Here is a 16,542-nt window from a genome sequence, read left to right on the forward strand (position 1 = left end):
AATTTTGCTCGATTTTTATATACTATGGTATTTCACAAACAAGATTCCCTTAAAACATCCTTGTCTCAATATGTTTCAAAGCAGAAAAAAATTGGATTTGTTCCAACTATGGGAGCCTTACATAAAGGACATCTCTCACTTGTAAAAAAAGCATTAAAGGAAAATGATGTCGTGGTTGTAAGTGTGTTTGTGAATCCAACACAATTTGATAATGCTTCCGACTTAAAAAAATATCCTAGAACGCTAGACCAAGACGTTACGCTTTTAAACACTTTAAAAGGAACTATTTTAATATATGCTCCCGATGCTTCCGATTTATATGGTGAAAAAGTGAGTTCTACACACTATCGCTTTGGAGGTATTGAACATCAAATGGAAGGAAAATTTAGAAAAGGACATTTCGATGGCGTTGGGACTGTGCTTAATTTGCTCTTTCGTGCCGTGCAACCAAACAAAGCCTATTTTGGTGAAAAGGATTTTCAGCAGTTACAAATTGTAAAAAAATTGATTGAAATTGAAAATCTCCCCATAAAAATTGTGGGTTGCCCTATTATGCGAGAACCCAATGGGCTTGCTATGAGTAGCCGAAATAAACGATTGAGTAGTATTCAATTTGAAGAAGCTGCTCTCATCTATAAAACCTTGAAAGAAGTACAACAACATTTCGACAAAGAAAGCATCGCTTTATTACATAAATTAGTAGCCAAGCGATTTTCAGAAAATAAACACTTAACATTAGAATATTTTGAGATTACCGCTATTAAAAATCTAAAGCCTGCACATCGAAAAATAAAAGGAAATACCTACAGAGCTTTTATTGCTGCTTTTGCAGGAGATGTACGATTAATAGATAATATAGCCTTAAATTAATACCTTTGCCCAATGATGATTCACGTAGTAAAATCTAAAATACACAGAGTAAAAGTAACAGGTGCAGACCTCAACTATATAGGAAGTATTACCATAGACGAAGATTTAATGGATGCTGCTAATATTATTGAAGGTGAAAAAGTACAAATTGTAAATAACAATAATGGTGAGCGCCTAGAGACCTATGCTATTCCTGGACCTAGAAAAAGTGGTGAGATTACACTCAACGGGGCTGCAGCAAGAAAAGTGGCTCCTGGTGATATTTTAATTCTTATCACTTATGCCATTATGAGCGTGGAAGAGGCCAAAAAATTTAAGCCCGCATTGGTGTTTCCAAATGAAAAAAACAACCTCTTAACATAATTTGAATAAATCACTTTCAAAGTTCTTACAGCTTTTTATTCCTTTAGCGTTAGGAGTATTTCTTATTTGGTATTTCTATTCTAAGTTTACGCCAGAGCAATGGGATGAGTTAGTCTTTCATTTTAAAAATGCCAATTATTTTATTGTAATTGCTTCCGTACTCATGAGTGTGTTAAGCCATGTCATTCGAGCGTATCGTTGGAATTTTATGTTAGACCCATTAGGCTACAAACCTAGGCTACTCAATAACTTTTTTGCAGTTTCTACTGCCTATTTTATGAATTTATTTATCCCAAAAAGTGGCGAAGTGTCACGTGCCGTCGTCATAGATAAATACGAAAAAGTACCTTTCGAAAAAGGCTTTGGAACCATTATATCTGAAAGAGTCGTAGACCTTTTCTTCCTGTTGTTATTTACAATTTTGGCGGTATTGCTACAGTTTGATGAACTCTACGATTATATCACCCAACTCATTCCGTTTAAAAAATTAGCATTCGCCTTTGGTATTCTTTTGCTTGGAATTTTTGCGTTTTATGTCTTTTTGAAAAAATCGAAAGGACCCATCTCAAGAAGAATTAAAAACTTTGTTAGAGGGTTAAAAGATGGTGTTTTCAGTATTCTGAAAATGAAGAAAAAAGGGGCTTTTATTTTTCATAGCCTTTTAATTTGGGGACTCTATTTGCTTTCTTTTTATACAGCCACACAGGCACTTCCCGAAACTTCCTTTATTAGTTTTGGCACTATTATTATCACCTTTGTAGTGGGTAGCTTTACCTTTGCTTTTACCAATAGTGGACTAGGTTACTACCCCCTTGCTATTGCTGGAATTCTGCTCATTTTTGGGATTCCAGAAACCGTCGGGACGGCTTTGGGTTGGATTGTTTGGACTTCCAATGTGATTTATATTATTGTTTCAGGGGTGCTTTCGTTAGTTTTTCTTCCTATTTACAACCGAAACAAATAGTTCTTTTTTTCTGAAGGTAACAATCTTCAGAAATTAGTATCTTTCCAACAGTAAATGTAAACCCCATGAGAAAAGTATTTTCACTCTTATTTTTTGCGCTTTTTGTCGCTTCTTCTTTTTCACAATCCAAAATTATTTATGAGGAAATCAGTTCTTTTAAGCTAGAAGAATCTCGAAGACTCAAAATCCAATTGCCTCGCGATTATGATGTTAATATCGAAAAATCCTACCCTATCGTTGTGGTGCTTGACGCCAATTACCTTTTTGAACCCGTTGCTGGTAACGTAGATTATTTTGGCTATTGGGAAGATATGCCCGAGGCCATTGTGGTGGGAATCATGCAAGGGGATAGTCGTTATGACGATTGTAGCTACGACGATACCAATTTTATGCCCGAAGAAAAAGGCGCAAGCTTTTTTGAATTTGTTGGACTTGAGCTAATCCCATATATTGATGCCAATTACCGCACCGCAAAATTCACCATTGCTGTAGGACACGACTTTACAGCCAACTTTATCAATTATTATCTGTTCAAAGACCCGCCATTATTTAACGGCTACATTTGCTTGAGCCCCGATTTGGCACCTATGATGGACGAGCGTTTACCGCAACGCATCCCAAATATTGAAACAAAACTCTTTTATTACCTCTCTACTGGAAGTGATGATATTAAAGACTTAATGGAAATTTCAATCGATTTGGACAAGAGTCTTTCCCCTTTAAAATCGGATAACTTTGCGTATTATTTCGATAATTTTGAAGGTGCCACCCATTATTCTTTGGTGGCCCGTGCCATTCCTTCGGCGATGGAAAAAATATTTTCGGTGTATCGTCCTATTTCAAAAGAGGAATTTAATAACAAATTGATGAAAATGGATACTCCCATTCATCAATATTTATTGGATAAATACAAAACCATCGAAGATCTATTTGGACTTACCAACCCCATCCGTATCAATGATTTTATTGCTACCGCAACGGCTTGTGAAAAGAAAAAACAATGGGAGTCTCTTCGCGAAATAGCCACTTTAGCAAAAAAGCAATATCCTGATACTGTGATGGGCGATTATTACTTAGCCCGCTATTATGAAGAAATGGGAGAGCCCAAAAAAGCCATGCGTACCTATCAAGGAGGATTTGATAAAGAAGAAGTAGACTTTATCACCGTGGATTTAATGCTGGAAAAAGCAGATAAAATTAAAGAAGACTTTGGGTATTAATGGCAAAAGTAAAAACCACTTTTTTTTGTCAAAACTGCGGGGCACAATTTGCCAAATGGCAAGGACAATGCACTTCCTGTAAAGAATGGAATACCATTGCCGAAGAAATCATCCAGAAGGCAGCGCCTAAAAGTTGGAATCCCGAAGAAAAACCTACAAAAAGAGTCGCTAAACCCCAACGTATTTCTGAAATATCGAATGCCACAGAGCTTCGCCTCAACACCCAAGACGAAGAACTCAATCGTGTGTTGGGTGGCGGCTTGGTGCCTGGCTCCTTAACCCTTTTGGGTGGTGAACCCGGCATTGGGAAAAGTACCTTAATGCTTCAAATAGCTCTGAAACTTCCTTATAAAACCTTATACGTTTCTGGGGAAGAAAGTGCCCAACAAATTAAAATGCGCGCCGAGCGTATTGTGCCTAAAGCTGAAAATTGTTTCATTTTAACCGAAACGAAAACGCAAAATATTTTTAGGCATATTGCTGATATGGAACCCGATATTGTGGTGATAGATTCCATTCAAACCTTACAAACTGATGTCATTGAAAGTACGTCGGGGAGTATTTCGCAAATACGGGAATGTACTTCCGAATTGATAAAATTTGCCAAAGAAACCGATACACCTGTTGTGTTGATTGGGCATATCACCAAAGATGGAAACATCGCTGGGCCTAAAATTTTGGAACATATGGTGGATACCGTACTCCAATTTGAAGGAGATCGAAATCACGTGTACCGAATTCTACGTGCCCATAAAAACCGCTTTGGAAGCACCAACGAATTAGGCATTTACGAAATGCAAGGAAGCGGATTGCGAGAAGTCTCCAATCCTTCCGAAATATTAATCTCCAAAAACGATGAAGACTTAAGTGGTACTGCTATTGCCGCCACCTTAGAGGGCATGCGCCCCTTGATGATAGAAATACAAGCTTTAGTAAGTACTGCGGTGTATGGCACACCGCAACGTTCTGCTACGGGTTATAATGCCAAACGCTTGAATATGATTTTGGCGGTGTTGGAAAAACGCGCAGGATTTAAATTAGGGGCTAAAGATGTCTTTTTAAATATCACGGGCGGTATCACTGTGGACGATCCCGCTATTGATTTGGCAGTGGTGGCTGCGGTACTATCCTCCAATATTGATGTGGCGATTGATAAGTCCTTATGTTTTGCCGCAGAGGTAGGACTCGCTGGGGAAGTACGCCCCGTTACCCGTGTAGAACAACGTATTTTGGAAGCCGAAAAATTAGGCTTTGGCAGCATTGTCATCTCCAAATACTGCAAACTCCCCAAGCAGGATTATACCATAAACATCATTAAAGTAGCCAAAGTCCACGATGTGGTAAGGCATTTGTTTGTGTAGATATTTCATATCTTTATTGTAGTATTGATTATAGATTACTATTAATGCAATGAAAAAATACTATAGTTATTTATTTTTTTTATACGCAACAATTGCTTTTTCACAATACACCTTAGTACCAGACCCCGTTTTTGAACAATATTTAATTGATGAAGGGATAGACACTGATGGTATTATAAACGGGCAATTTTTAACCAGTAATGCTCAAGGAGTCATATTTATAGATTTAGATAATTTACCTGTAACGGACCTTACAGGCATAGAAGCCTTTGAGCAACTAGAACGATTAGATGCAAGAAACACAAATTTTGAGACCGCAGATTTTTCCCAAAATTTACAATTAGATCAATTAACAATCACGAATAGCCCACTTCTTTCAATTAATCTAACACAAAATCTAAATTTAATAACACTCTTTATAGATAATTGCAACATAAGTACAATTGACGTAACCCAAAACACAAATCTTGTACAATTATCATTAGACAGCAATAACCTCTCTACTATAGATGTAGCTGGATTACACTCCTTAAATTCACTATCCTTAGAAAACAATCATTTTACTACTATCGATATTCCCCTTCCCAATTTAGGGGGATTGTTTTTACAAGAAAACCAAATAAGCAGTATTGATGTTTCTGGGCTTACTTCTTTAGCTACTTTATATATTCATGAAAACCAACTTACACAGCTGGACATCTCTAATAATCTGGGCCTAAAGTTTCTTAATTGTGCAGATAATTTATTAACTGCCCTAGATGTTTCTAACAATACACAATTAGAATATTTAGTTTGTTCAAGTAATTCTATTAATAACATAAATCTAGGGAGTGGGTTACAAAACTTAGAATCCCTTGGTTGTTCTTATAATTCACTTTCCAATATTGACCTATCAAATGTTCCAAAACTAAAAACTTTTGGTGTTGTCGATAATAATCTTGACTCTATTGACTTTACAGCTTGCCCATTACTAGAGAGAGCTTTTATAATAGACAACCCCATAGACACTTTTCTCGATTTAACTCAAAATCCAGCACTTTTAACTGTTGGTTTTGAGAATACTTTGGTTTATGGTATTGATGTTACACAATGCCCCTTATTGTATTATATTGCTTTTAGTAATTCTCAAATTACAACCATAGACCTATCCAACAACCCTGTTTTGGAGGATGTTTGGGCTAGGGATAATAGTATTTTACAAAGTATTGATTTACGTAATGGAAATAATTCTTTAATAGATTTATCATCAATTGGTAGCCTTAATTTAAAATGTATTTATGTAGATGATGCTTCCTCTGGGGATGGAGAATTTAATATAGACCCAACTACCCACTTGGTCAACAACGAAGCAGAGTGTGAGGCACTTGGTTTGGAAGAAAACAGAATCGATATTGTAAAAATGTATCCCAACCCAGTAATAGATATTTTAACTATTGAAAGTTTGGAGCCCATTACAAAAGTGACATGTTACGATATGCTAGGACGGAAACTTTTGGAAGAATCACAAAATTTTAATCCTATTTATCTAGCAAATCTACCTAGTGGCTTATTGCTTGTTGAAATAGAAACTGAGCAAGGAAAAGTAATACAAAAAATAGTAAAAGAGTAATTTATATTCCCTCCAACAATTTACTTATTTCATCCAGTTTTGGTGTTAAAATCACCTCAATTCGGCGGTTTTTGGCACGACCTTCACTGGTGTCATTAGTAGCAATGGGGGCAAATTCCCCTCGACCCGCAGCGGTTAAATTGTCTTTGGGGATGCCTTTATTTTCGGTTAAAATGTTGACAATAGCCGTAGCGCGTTTGGTCGATAAATCCCAATTGTCTTGGATGTTTCCGTTGGCAGAATAAGGGACATTATCGGTGTGTCCCTCAATTAAAACTGCTATTTCTGTGTTTTTGGCCAACACATTGCCTAAAGCATTTACCGCTTCCCTTCCACGGGTATTTACGGCCCAGCTTCCACTTTCAAAAAGGAGTTTGTTTTCCATGGAGACATATACTTTCCCGTCGCGCTGTTCTACAGTGAGTCCGTTGCCTTCAAAATTGGTTAAAGCAGCAGAGATCGCGTCTTTCAGCTTTTTCATTTGGGCATCTTTAGCAACAATCATACTTTCTAATTCTTCCACCCGTTTGGAGCGGTCTTCCAATTTTTTCTGAAGAATATTCAATCGAGCGGCTTCTTCAGCTAAGGCTTTTTCTTTGGCTTCCAATTGCTCTAACAACTTTCGGTTGCGCTCCAAATTTTCAGTGAGTGCCGAGCTACTATTCTCCTCCAAGGCATCGTAAGAGTCTTTCAGTCGGTCATAGTTACTCTTAGTTGCTGAAAGCTCCATAGCCAAAGCCGTTTTTTCAGCATTCAGTTTTTCAATTTCCTTCCGTAGATTTGCAACGGTATAGTTGCTGCCATTGCCTTCTTTTCCGTCTAATTGAGACATCAGCAATTCGTTTTCGGCTTTTAAATCGTCGTATTTAGCTTGTAAATCGTTGTAGATTTTTGGGGAAACGCAGGAAACTAGCAACAATGTAGTTCCTATTCCGAAGAAAATTTTATTCAGCATATCGTAGGTTTTGGGTATTAAAATGATAATTCAACCAAATGTGGACAGTGATCGCTATGTTCTGCCTCGGGTAATATAACGGCTCTTTTTAAATTATCTTGTAGCGGTTGTGCTACCATATTATAATCGATGCGCCACCCTTTGTTATTGGCTCTAGAATTAGCACGATAACTCCACCACGTATAGTTATGAGGTTCTTTATTAAAATGACGGAAACTGTCTATAAATCCGCTTTTTATAAATCGATCAATCCATTCACGTTCCACGGGTAAAAACCCAGAAACAGTGGCATTACGAATGGGGTCATGAATATCAATGGCTTCGTGACAAATATTATAATCACCACAAATCACCAAATTGGGAATTTCCTTTTTTAGGTTGTTGATGTAGTCCTGAAAATCTGCCATATAGGTAAGTTTGTGTTCCAATCGGTCGAGGTTAGTACCACTTGGGAGGTACAAACTCATCACCGAAACATTGTCAAAATCTAAGCGAATGTTTCTTCCTTCAAAATCCATGTACTCGATTCCAGTACCGTATTCCACGTGCTTGGGCTCTATTTTACTAAAAATCGCTACACCACTATAGCCCTTTTTTTGTGCGCTAAACCAATAATGATAGGGATAGCCTGCCGCTTCAATTTCGGCAACTTCCACTTGGTCTTCGTTGGCTTTGGTTTCCTGAATACAAATGACATCGGGGTTGGCGGCTTGCAACCACTCTAAAAAGCCTTTGCGCATGGCAGCGCGAATTCCGTTTACGTTATAAGAGATTATCTTCATCTTTCTTTTGTTTTTCTCAAACCACTAAAATAAATAACCCCGTATATTTACCCATAAGAAGTTGCGAAAGGTTTTCACAAAACAATCAACAAAATAAAACCTTTGGCAAACAGTTTTAGTATTGATGAAATTATACTACTTATTTTTAATTGTTTTCGTTACGTTTTCGGTGCAAGCTCAGGACACTTTATCGAATTACCGAACAAAAAAAGTAGCTGTACAAGACACTGTTTTAATAGATTCGTTAAGTATTAATCCTTCTAACTTCGGAATACTCGATGCTCAAGGAAATTCTATTTCCACTGAAAAATATTCGGTAGATTTTGTAAACGGAAGCGTCACCTTTTCGGAAGAACTTCAGCAGCAATTAGATTCTGTTACTGTAAATTACCTTCGGTATCCCGTATTTTTAACGCGGGAGTATTATTTGCTTGATTCCAAAATAATCGTGGACAATACCAGTTCCATCGAAAAACTCTATGCGTTGGAAAGAAGCACTGCAAAAACAGGCACTTCTCCTTTTGAAGGCCTAAATACCCAAGGTAGTATTTCGCGTGGAATTACCGTTGGGAACAATCAAAATACGGTAGTTAATAGTGAGTTGGACCTACAAATTACAGGTAAAATTAGTGAACGGGTTTCCATTAGAGCATCGCTACAAGATGCCAATATCCCAAGTCAGGAAGGGGGTTATTCGCAGAATTTAGACGAATTTGACCAAATTTTTATCGAGCTTTTTAGCGATAATTGGAACATACGTGCCGGTGATGTCGATTTACAAAACTCACAAAGCTATTTTGGGCGGTTTACCAAGAAAATTCAGGGAATATCGCTATACGGTCAACTTATTGGAGAAGATGGCTCTAAGTCCTCTGCATTTGCTTCAGCAGGGCTTGTAAGAGGAGTTTTTCAACGCAGTCAGTTTACAGGTCAGGAAGGAAATCAAGGGCCGTATAAATTGGTGGGACCCAATGGCGAATTGTTCATTTTAATTGTTTCGGGAAGCGAACGGGTGTATGTAAATGGATTACTGCTCAATCGTGGAGAAAATGCAGATTATGTAATCGATTACAATGCAGGGGAATTAAAATTTAACCCCACCTATCCCATTACGGCCAATATGCGGATTACAGTGGAATATCAATTTACCGAAAGAAATTATACTCGATTTATTGGCTATGGAGGTGGAAATTATGAAACCGAAACTTTGAAAATAGGGGCTTACGTTTATTCAGAAAGTGATGCAAAAAATCAACCGCTGCAGCAAAACTTAACGGAAGAACAAGTGAACATTTTAGTTGCAGCTGGGGATGATCCCAGTTTAATGAATGCCCCTTCGGCAGTGTTGGATTCTTTTTCCGAAAATAAAATTCTGTATAAAAAAGAAATCGTTGGCGGTGTTGAAGTTTTTGTGTTTTCAAACAATCCTGAAGACGAGTTATTTAATGTACGTTTCAGTTTGGTGGGTGCCAATCAAGGGAATTATATCATCACTTCCACCGAATCTATCGCCAATATTTTTGAATATGTGGCTCCGGTAAATGGGATGCCACAAGGAAGCTACGAACCCATTGTGCGATTAACCCCTCCCGAAAAATTACAAATTGGCGGTGTACATGGAAGCTATTCCCCTTCCGAGAAAACTGAAATTGGTTTTGAACTGGCAGGAAGTGTTAATGACCAAAACTTATTTTCGAATATCGACAATAATGACAACGACGGTTTTGCCGCCAGACTCGCTGGAAGGCAAACCTTACTTAAAACAGCTGACACTTTACAAGTAATTGGTTTTGGAAGTTTTGATTATCTCCACCAAGATTTTAAAACCATTGAGCGCTTTTACAACATTGAATTTAATAGAGATTGGAATTTAGAAATCCCGCTTGGCAACCAAAATTTTATTACTACAGGCGTTGAAGTAAGTCGCCCCAAAAATGGAAGTCTTCGGTATGAGTTTCAGCATTTAAACTTTTCTGAAAATTTTACAGGTAGCAGGCATGTAGCTTTTGCCAATGTGAGGCTTCAGAAATTACGAGTAACAAATTCAACTAGCTATTTAAACAGTGAAAGTGATAACCAAAGGACAACTTTTCTACGAACCTATAATAATGCAGTTTATGGTTTTAAAAAGGCTTGGGTGGGAGGAAAAGTGATGCTAGAAGACAATCAAGCCAAGGTAGTGGCTAATGATAGCTTAACCCCTTTAAGCCAACGATTCTCACAATACGAAGTATATACAGGCATAGGGGATAGCACGCAGGTTTTTGCCGAAGTGGGCTATCGCTATCGGGTAAATGATAGTGTTAGAAATAATCTGCTCAAAAAGGTAAATACATCCAACGACTATTATATAAAATCGAAATTGATTAATAACCAAAGTACACAATTAGCTGTATTTGCCAATTATCGTCTCATTAATTATGAAGACACCTCCATTGAAGATGAAAAAAATCTAAATACTCGATTGCTGTATTCCCAATCCCTTTGGAATGGAAAAGTGCGCTTAAACAGTGCATTTGAAACCAATAATGGAGTACTTCCTCAACAGGAATTCACCTTTTTAAAAGTAGAACCGGGTCAAGGAACTTTTACTTGGATAGACTATAATCAAAACGGAGTGCAAGAATTAAATGAATTTGAAGTAGCACAGTTTCAAGATCAAGCCGAATATTTAAAAGTATTGTTACCCAATCAAGTTTTTATACGTGTGAAAAATAATCGGTTTAGCCAGATAGTTACGTTACAACCACAAGATTGGGTAAATGATTCTGGATTAAAAAAAGTCCTTTCAAAATTTTACAATCAAACTTCCTATGTGATTGACAGAAAAATAAGAAGAGACAACGATTTAGCATCTATAAACCCTTTTAAATCGGGTGGTGAAAATGAATTTGGTTTAAATTTAAATTTCAAAAACGTGTTGTTTTTTAATCGCGGAAAGCAACGATACACAACCAGTTACACGTATTTATCGACTTCTAGCAGAAATCTTATTTCATTAGGGCTTCAGGAAAACAAATTGAAGAGTCATCAACTAAATTTCACCCATCAATTTGAGGAAGTATGGTTGGCCAATTTGAAGGGAGGCTTCGGAAGTAACGAAACTCTTTCAGAAAACTTTGAAAACCGAAATTTCAATTTGGAAAATTATCAAATCAACCCCAAGATTTCATATTTAGCAAGTCGTCAAACTCGATTTGATGTGTTTTATCAGTATATGAATGAAGAAAACACTTTAGGTGATTTAGAACAACTAAAACAGCAAAAAATAGGCTTTTCCTTTGCCCACAATAATGTGGAGAAGATTTCTATTTCTGGAGAATTTAACTATATCGATAACGCATTTACAGGCAGTGCTTTTTCACCTGTGGCTTATACCATGTTAGAGGGGCTTCAGCCTGGTATAAACTTTACTTGGAATTTGTTATTTCAGAAAAGGATAACGAAATACTTAGATGCTAATTTATCCTACTTTGGAAGGAATAGTGAGAACTCAAAGACCATTCATACTGGGACAATCCAGCTTAGAGCATTCTTCTAAATAAAAAAGAGCGGGACAATCCCGCTCTTTAAATTATTAAACTCTAAAATTACTTCACAATAATTCTTGCAGTTTTATAGGAGTTACCGTAGATATCTCCCATCTTAATGATGTATATACCTGTAGGGGCATATGACATATCTAATTCATACTTAAATGTATCTCCATCTTTATCAATGTTATTGAAAGCAAGTGTTTGTCCTAACACATTGTATACAGCAATAGCTGCTCTTTCATCATAATCAGTAATTAAAGAGATATTAAATTGATTGTTAGGTAATGATTCTACAATTAATTCTGAAGCATCAGTTGCAAAATCACTAATTCCTAATGTACCATCAATATTTACAGTATAATCGTGAGTAGTACCATATTGCATAGAATCACAAGGATCATTTAAATCTCCCGCAAAACCAGTATCTCCAGCACGAATACGAAGTCTACGATCACCAGAAGAAAGTCCAGTAGGTAATGTGAATGGAATGTTTACATCAACTCCATCAGGGTTCACTAAAACATCTGAAAATACTTGCTCACTTGCTTCAAACGTCCCGTTATTGTTGTAATCTATCCACATAGAGGCCAATTCGTCTGGAGAATCATATCCTGTTTGTACAGTAAGAGTATAACTTCCCCCTTCATCTAAATTGGTACTCATAGCAGTAAAATCATCGTATCCAGTATTACAAGGAATAGGATTGTTTGTAATTGTTTCTAACACAAACTTGGTAATACCATCTCCAAAAGAACAGTCGCTTGGTGGCTCACAGTACAGCAATCCACTTGTAACAATTTTTGTAACCTCATCATTGGCGGTATTAGTATCCCCAGTTAGATTTGTTTTAGATACAATGGTATATGTTCCAGCAGCAGATAAATCTGCTTGGGTAGCGAAAGTAAACGACTCTGAAGCACCACCAACAATAGTCCCACTATAGTTTTCAACTACAGCTGTACCCCCGTTAATAGTATATTGTACTTCTGGGTTCGTTATGTCGTTAGTCCCATAATTACGAATGGTAATGGTGACGTCTTCATTTGCGGTTAATACCCCATCATTTGGAGCATCTATTGAAGTTACTCCAATATCATCAACGGCTGTATTTGGAGCCAATTGGAAAACACCAACTACTCCTTTTCTACCGCTATTCATGTATTCATTAATAAACCAGAAAGTGCTATCATCTGCAGGATCTATATCTATTTTACTATAATCCCCATAACGCAATCCAGGGATATTAGCATTCCCGTTTGCAATTAATTCTTCTGAAGCAGTCATAACTCCTAAGGCATCACCATCGAATCTTCCTGTATAATAAGAACTTACTCTAACAGTTGTAGATGTGGTAGGACCAGACATAGATGTATATCCCATACCTATGTTACCTGCTCCATCCATAATCATACTAGCATGCCAAGCATGTCTTCCATCGGGAGCCGTATAGGTTCCTTCTTGGTATAAAGTCCAAGGCATATTATCTGCTGTTTGACGAAATTCGAACCAACGAACTCCAGCTAACTCTCCACCACCAGCGTCGGTATCAACAACAAAGTTAAACACCGCAGAGTTGTGAGATCCAAATTTTCTAAACTGTGCTTGATTCATAATAGTCGCTTGAAGTGCATCAATAGCAACTCCGCCACCTGGTTGTGTTAGGTTTGAAAAACTTCCTCCATCAAATACACCAATAAAAGGAGTTGTGGCAATTTGTGTAGCAGCTGAAACCGTTGAATTCGCTGGTACAGCCCAATCTACATCAATTGTCCAATACTTTACGTGATCGGTTGCAACTCCACCCCAAGCATCATCCTGCATATATATAATAGTCGCTCCACCTGCAGCCGGCATTGTGTCATCACTCACGTTCAGTGCCTGAGGACTATAAAAACCACTTGTTATAATCCCAGGAAGGTTAAAGGTTTGGAATCCTGCGCCAGCATTTCCTGCTAACATCTCAGCTCTTTCTAAAGCCCAAACTCTATTTGAACCACCTACGTTTGCAGTCATATAATATCCATCACTCCATACAGATAGTTTTTGGTAGTCATTTACCCCAGCATAGGTATAAACATACCAGCTAGAAGTAATTGGATCTGGACCATCTGATACAGCTACTTGTACGTTACCGTTAAAGAAAAGGTAAGAGATTACCCATCTATTGGCTGCAGAGTCGTAAGACGCTGTTAAATCACAACAACCTCCCCCTGAGAAAATATTAGTTACACCCAATTGCCCGGTTAACGGATTTCCAGATTTATCAAAAATCCTATATCCAGTATTAAAAACAACAAACACATGGTTAGGTCCTACTGCCAAAGAAGGGTCTGTAGGTTGTGAACCAGATGCATAAGCGTCAAAAACAATAGAAGGAGGCATAATGCGAACACTTTGTTCCATTTCATGTCTATTTCTCACAAAATAATCATCTTGAGTTTGTTTATCCTTTCCAATAATCACTCTGTTCCCTAGAGATCTTTTATCACGAGCTTCTTCAGAAGATTTCTCAGCAGGAATCAAATAATCCCTTGACGCCATAGAAGGAACAATCTCCATTGAAGTCGCTGTCCCATACGTAAACACCCCTTGAGGTTCGTTTGGAACAATTTGTTGAGCATACATTGAAGTGCTAAGGACCACCACAAGCAGCGCTAAAAAATAATTTTTAAGTTTCATTAGTGTAATTTTAGTTATGGGTTAATTTTTAATAAGACTTTAAAAATACTACGATTTCTTCAAAATACAAGCAAGATTTCTAATTTTTTGTTAAAAATAGCTCCTTGGTTATTAGGTGTTTAAGACGTGTTTTCTCCAGTAATTTAATAGGGTTCTATTTCTTTTATGGGTTTGGCAATTATCAAAGTGTGGGTTAAATGGCACATTTATTGTATTTTAACAATCTACTAAAATATTAAACAGATGAAGTCAACATTATTATTATTTGCAATTGTATTGTTTATGAGTTGTTCGACAACAAAAAACACTAAAGAAAGTATGGATAAAGCGCAAAACACGGCGATGGAAACTAAAAAAATGATTGAAAACGGGTTTTTAGCAGGGACCATTTCAGTATCTACAGCAGAAGGAGATTGCCCTTTTACCATTAAAGTGAATGGCGATGAAGGCTCCTATTTTCTAGATCCAATAAATCTGGATGAAACCTATAAAATAGATGGTGAAAAAATATGGTTTACTTATAACGGATTACGCATGATGAATCGTTGTGATAAAGCAAGTCCAATTTCAATAAAAGAAATACAAAAAAGAGCGGAATAATCCGCTCTTTTAATTTATGACAACCACTTTTTATAAGAGATACTGTCATTCATTTTTTCTGAAAGTTCTTTTATTTTAACACGCTCCTGCAACATGGTATCTCTGTTACGGAGTGTTACAGTCCCATCTTCTTTTGTTTGATGGTCCACAGTTATACAATAAGGTGTTCCTGCAGCGTCTTGTCTTCTATATCTTCTTCCTACAGCATCTTTTTCATCATAAATTACATTGTAATCCCACTGAAGGTCTTCAATAATTTTATGAGCAATCTCTGGTAATCCATCTTTTTTCAAAAGAGGTAAAACCGCAGCTTTTACCGGTGCCAAGATAAATGGTAATTTTAATACGGTCCTTTCACTTCCGTCTTCTAATGTTTCCTCTTGAAGGGAATGACTTAATACGGCTAAAAACATTCTGTCCAAACCAATAGATGTTTCTACCACATAAGGCACGTAACTTTCATTTAATTCTGGATCGAAAAACTGAAGTTTTTTCCCTGAATATTCTTCGTGGGCTTTTAAGTCAAAATCGGTTCTAGAATGAATTCCTTCTAATTCTTTAAATCCAAATGGGAAATTAAATTCTATATCTGCAGCTGCATTGGCGTAGTGCGCTAATTTTTCGTGGTCGTGAAAACGGTAATTTTCTTTCCCCATTCCTAGGGATAAATGCCAATTTAATCGTGTTTCTTTCCAGTATTCGTACCATTTCATTTCTTCACCTGGGCGAACAAAAAATTGCATTTCCATTTGTTCAAACTCTCGCATACGGAAGATAAATTGTCTTGCTACAATTTCATTTCTGAAAGCCTTTCCTGTTTGAGCAATTCCAAACGGAATTTTCATTCTTCCTGTTTTCTGAACATTTAAAAAGTTAACGAAGATTCCTTGTGCCGTTTCTGGACGAAGGTATAAGTCGGTTGCACTGTCTGCAGACGCTCCTAACTTGGTGCCAAACATTAAGTTAAACTGTCTTACCTCTGTCCAATTCTTTGATCCTGTATCGGGGTCTGCTATTCCTAGTTCTTCAATTAGTGCTTTTACATCGGCAAGATTTTCGGTCTCTAAAGATTTTGCCATCCTGTTCAAAATAGCTTGCTTCTCTTCACGATAACGAAGGACTCTGTCGTTAGTTGAAACAAACTGAGCTTCATCAAAACTTTCACCAAATCGTTTTTTGGCTTTATCAATTTCCTTTTGTGCTTTTTGCTCTAGTTTTTCGGCAAAATCTTCAATGAGCACATCGGCTCGATATCTTTTTTTGGAATCCTTATTATCAATAAGTGGGTCATTAAATGCATCTACGTGACCAGATGCTTTCCAAGTAGTTGGATGCATTAATATTGCAGCGTCGATACCTACAATATTTTGGTGCATATATACCATGCTTCGCCACCAATATTCTCGTATATTCTTCTTTAATTCTACACCATTTTGAGCATAATCATAAACTGCGCTTAATCCGTCGTATATTTCGCTTGATGCAAATATGTATCCATACTCTTTTGAGTGGGATACTACTTTCTTAAATAAATCTTCGTTTGCCATGGCGCAAAAATAAAAAAACCGCTACGATAACTCGTAGCGGTTTTCAATTTTTTAAA

At 37.0% G+C, this 16,542-nt stretch carries 12 protein-coding genes; 8 read left to right on the top strand and 4 right to left on the bottom strand.

Features of this window, described 5'->3' with window-relative positions; genetic code table 11:
* Window positions 1–24: 24 nt before the first annotated feature.
* The 6 genes from panC to KXJ69_RS03025 all read left to right on the top strand — a co-directional run bounded on the left by panC (window position 25) and on the right by KXJ69_RS03025 (window position 6,387).
* The gene (gene panC / locus KXJ69_RS03000) at window positions 25–870 is read left to right on the top strand and encodes a pantoate--beta-alanine ligase (RefSeq protein ID WP_219051121.1); all 846 of its coding nucleotides are present in this window, start codon (window positions 25–27) and stop codon (window positions 868–870) included.
* Window positions 871–882: 12 nt separating this feature from the next.
* Entirely contained in the window at window positions 883–1,233 is a 351-nt protein-coding gene (panD, locus tag KXJ69_RS03005; protein WP_219051123.1) for an aspartate 1-decarboxylase, read from the top strand.
* A gap of 1 nt (window position 1,234) precedes the next feature.
* Window positions 1,235–2,197 (top strand): lysylphosphatidylglycerol synthase transmembrane domain-containing protein, encoded by a 963-nt coding sequence (locus tag KXJ69_RS03010; RefSeq protein WP_219051125.1) that lies wholly within the window; start codon window positions 1,235–1,237, stop codon window positions 2,195–2,197.
* Window positions 2,198–2,262: 65 nt separating this feature from the next.
* Window positions 2,263–3,417, top strand: coding sequence for an alpha/beta hydrolase (locus KXJ69_RS03015; RefSeq protein ID WP_219051127.1), 1,155 nt, complete (start codon window positions 2,263–2,265; stop codon window positions 3,415–3,417).
* Complete coding sequence (gene radA, locus KXJ69_RS03020; protein WP_219051128.1) at window positions 3,417–4,778, top strand: DNA repair protein RadA; 1,362 nt, start codon at window positions 3,417–3,419, stop codon at window positions 4,776–4,778. Before KXJ69_RS03015 ends, radA begins: the two co-directional genes overlap by 1 nt.
* 49 nt (window positions 4,779–4,827) lie before the next feature.
* Window positions 4,828–6,387, top strand: a complete 1,560-nt coding sequence (locus tag KXJ69_RS03025; RefSeq protein ID WP_219051130.1) for a T9SS type A sorting domain-containing protein — start codon at window positions 4,828–4,830, stop codon at window positions 6,385–6,387.
* A 1-nt stretch (window position 6,388) separates the two neighbouring features.
* On the opposite strand, the gene KXJ69_RS03030 is transcribed toward KXJ69_RS03025, so the two are convergent.
* Both KXJ69_RS03030 and KXJ69_RS03035 read right to left on the bottom strand, forming a co-directional pair.
* Window positions 6,389–7,342 carry an OmpA/MotB family protein gene (locus tag KXJ69_RS03030; RefSeq protein WP_219051132.1) on the bottom strand — a complete coding sequence of 318 codons (954 nt, stop codon included), beginning with the start codon at window positions 7,340–7,342 and terminating at the stop codon, window positions 6,389–6,391.
* Window positions 7,343–7,359: 17 nt separating this feature from the next.
* Window positions 7,360–8,124, bottom strand: coding sequence for an exodeoxyribonuclease III (locus tag KXJ69_RS03035; RefSeq protein ID WP_219051134.1), 765 nt, complete (start codon window positions 8,122–8,124; stop codon window positions 7,360–7,362).
* A gap of 124 nt (window positions 8,125–8,248) precedes the next feature.
* Between KXJ69_RS03035 and KXJ69_RS03040 the strand changes: the two genes are divergently transcribed.
* Window positions 8,249–11,665 carry a DUF8818 domain-containing protein gene (locus KXJ69_RS03040; RefSeq protein ID WP_219051795.1) on the top strand — a complete coding sequence of 1,139 codons (3,417 nt, stop codon included), beginning with the start codon at window positions 8,249–8,251 and terminating at the stop codon, window positions 11,663–11,665.
* A gap of 49 nt (window positions 11,666–11,714) precedes the next feature.
* On the opposite strand, the gene KXJ69_RS03045 is transcribed toward KXJ69_RS03040, so the two are convergent.
* On the bottom strand, window positions 11,715–14,339 hold the full coding sequence (locus KXJ69_RS03045; RefSeq protein ID WP_219051136.1) for a GEVED domain-containing protein: 2,625 nt from the start codon (window positions 14,337–14,339) through the stop codon (window positions 11,715–11,717).
* A gap of 243 nt (window positions 14,340–14,582) precedes the next feature.
* Here KXJ69_RS03045 and KXJ69_RS03050 point away from each other — a divergent pair, with 243 nt between their 5' ends.
* A complete protein-coding gene (locus tag KXJ69_RS03050; RefSeq protein ID WP_219051138.1) occupies window positions 14,583–14,939 on the top strand; it encodes a hypothetical protein in 357 nt (118 codons plus the stop codon).
* A gap of 14 nt (window positions 14,940–14,953) precedes the next feature.
* Here the strand turns inward: KXJ69_RS03050 and KXJ69_RS03055 are convergent, their stop codons facing one another.
* Window positions 14,954–16,486, bottom strand: coding sequence for a glycine--tRNA ligase (locus KXJ69_RS03055; protein WP_219051140.1), 1,533 nt, complete (start codon window positions 16,484–16,486; stop codon window positions 14,954–14,956).
* Between the last annotated feature and the right edge of the window lie 56 nt (window positions 16,487–16,542).

The sequence above is a fragment of the Halomarinibacterium sedimenti genome (genome assembly GCF_019312585.1).
In the GTDB taxonomy this organism is placed as follows: Bacteria; Bacteroidota; Bacteroidia; order Flavobacteriales; family Flavobacteriaceae; genus Halomarinibacterium; species Halomarinibacterium sedimenti.

Excerpts from the sequence above, each read along its gene's own strand:
- KXJ69_RS03025 (WP_219051130.1), top strand. The coding sequence starts at position 4,828 with ATGAAAAAATACTATAGTTATTTATTTTTTTTATACGCAACAATTGCT.
- radA (WP_219051128.1), top strand. The coding sequence starts at position 3,417 with ATGGCAAAAGTAAAAACCACTTTTTTTTGTCAAAACTGCGGGGCACAA.
- KXJ69_RS03015 (WP_219051127.1), top strand. The coding sequence starts at position 2,263 with ATGAGAAAAGTATTTTCACTCTTATTTTTTGCGCTTTTTGTCGCTTCT.
- panD (WP_219051123.1), top strand. The coding sequence starts at position 883 with ATGATGATTCACGTAGTAAAATCTAAAATACACAGAGTAAAAGTAACA.
- KXJ69_RS03045 (WP_219051136.1), bottom strand. The coding sequence starts at position 14,339 with ATGAAACTTAAAAATTATTTTTTAGCGCTGCTTGTGGTGGTCCTTAGC.
- KXJ69_RS03055 (WP_219051140.1), bottom strand. The coding sequence starts at position 16,486 with ATGGCAAACGAAGATTTATTTAAGAAAGTAGTATCCCACTCAAAAGAG.
- KXJ69_RS03030 (WP_219051132.1), bottom strand. The coding sequence starts at position 7,342 with ATGCTGAATAAAATTTTCTTCGGAATAGGAACTACATTGTTGCTAGTT.
- panC (WP_219051121.1), top strand. The coding sequence starts at position 25 with ATGGTATTTCACAAACAAGATTCCCTTAAAACATCCTTGTCTCAATAT.
- KXJ69_RS03050 (WP_219051138.1), top strand. The coding sequence starts at position 14,583 with ATGAAGTCAACATTATTATTATTTGCAATTGTATTGTTTATGAGTTGT.
- KXJ69_RS03035 (WP_219051134.1), bottom strand. The coding sequence starts at position 8,124 with ATGAAGATAATCTCTTATAACGTAAACGGAATTCGCGCTGCCATGCGC.
- KXJ69_RS03040 (WP_219051795.1), top strand. The coding sequence starts at position 8,249 with ATGAAATTATACTACTTATTTTTAATTGTTTTCGTTACGTTTTCGGTG.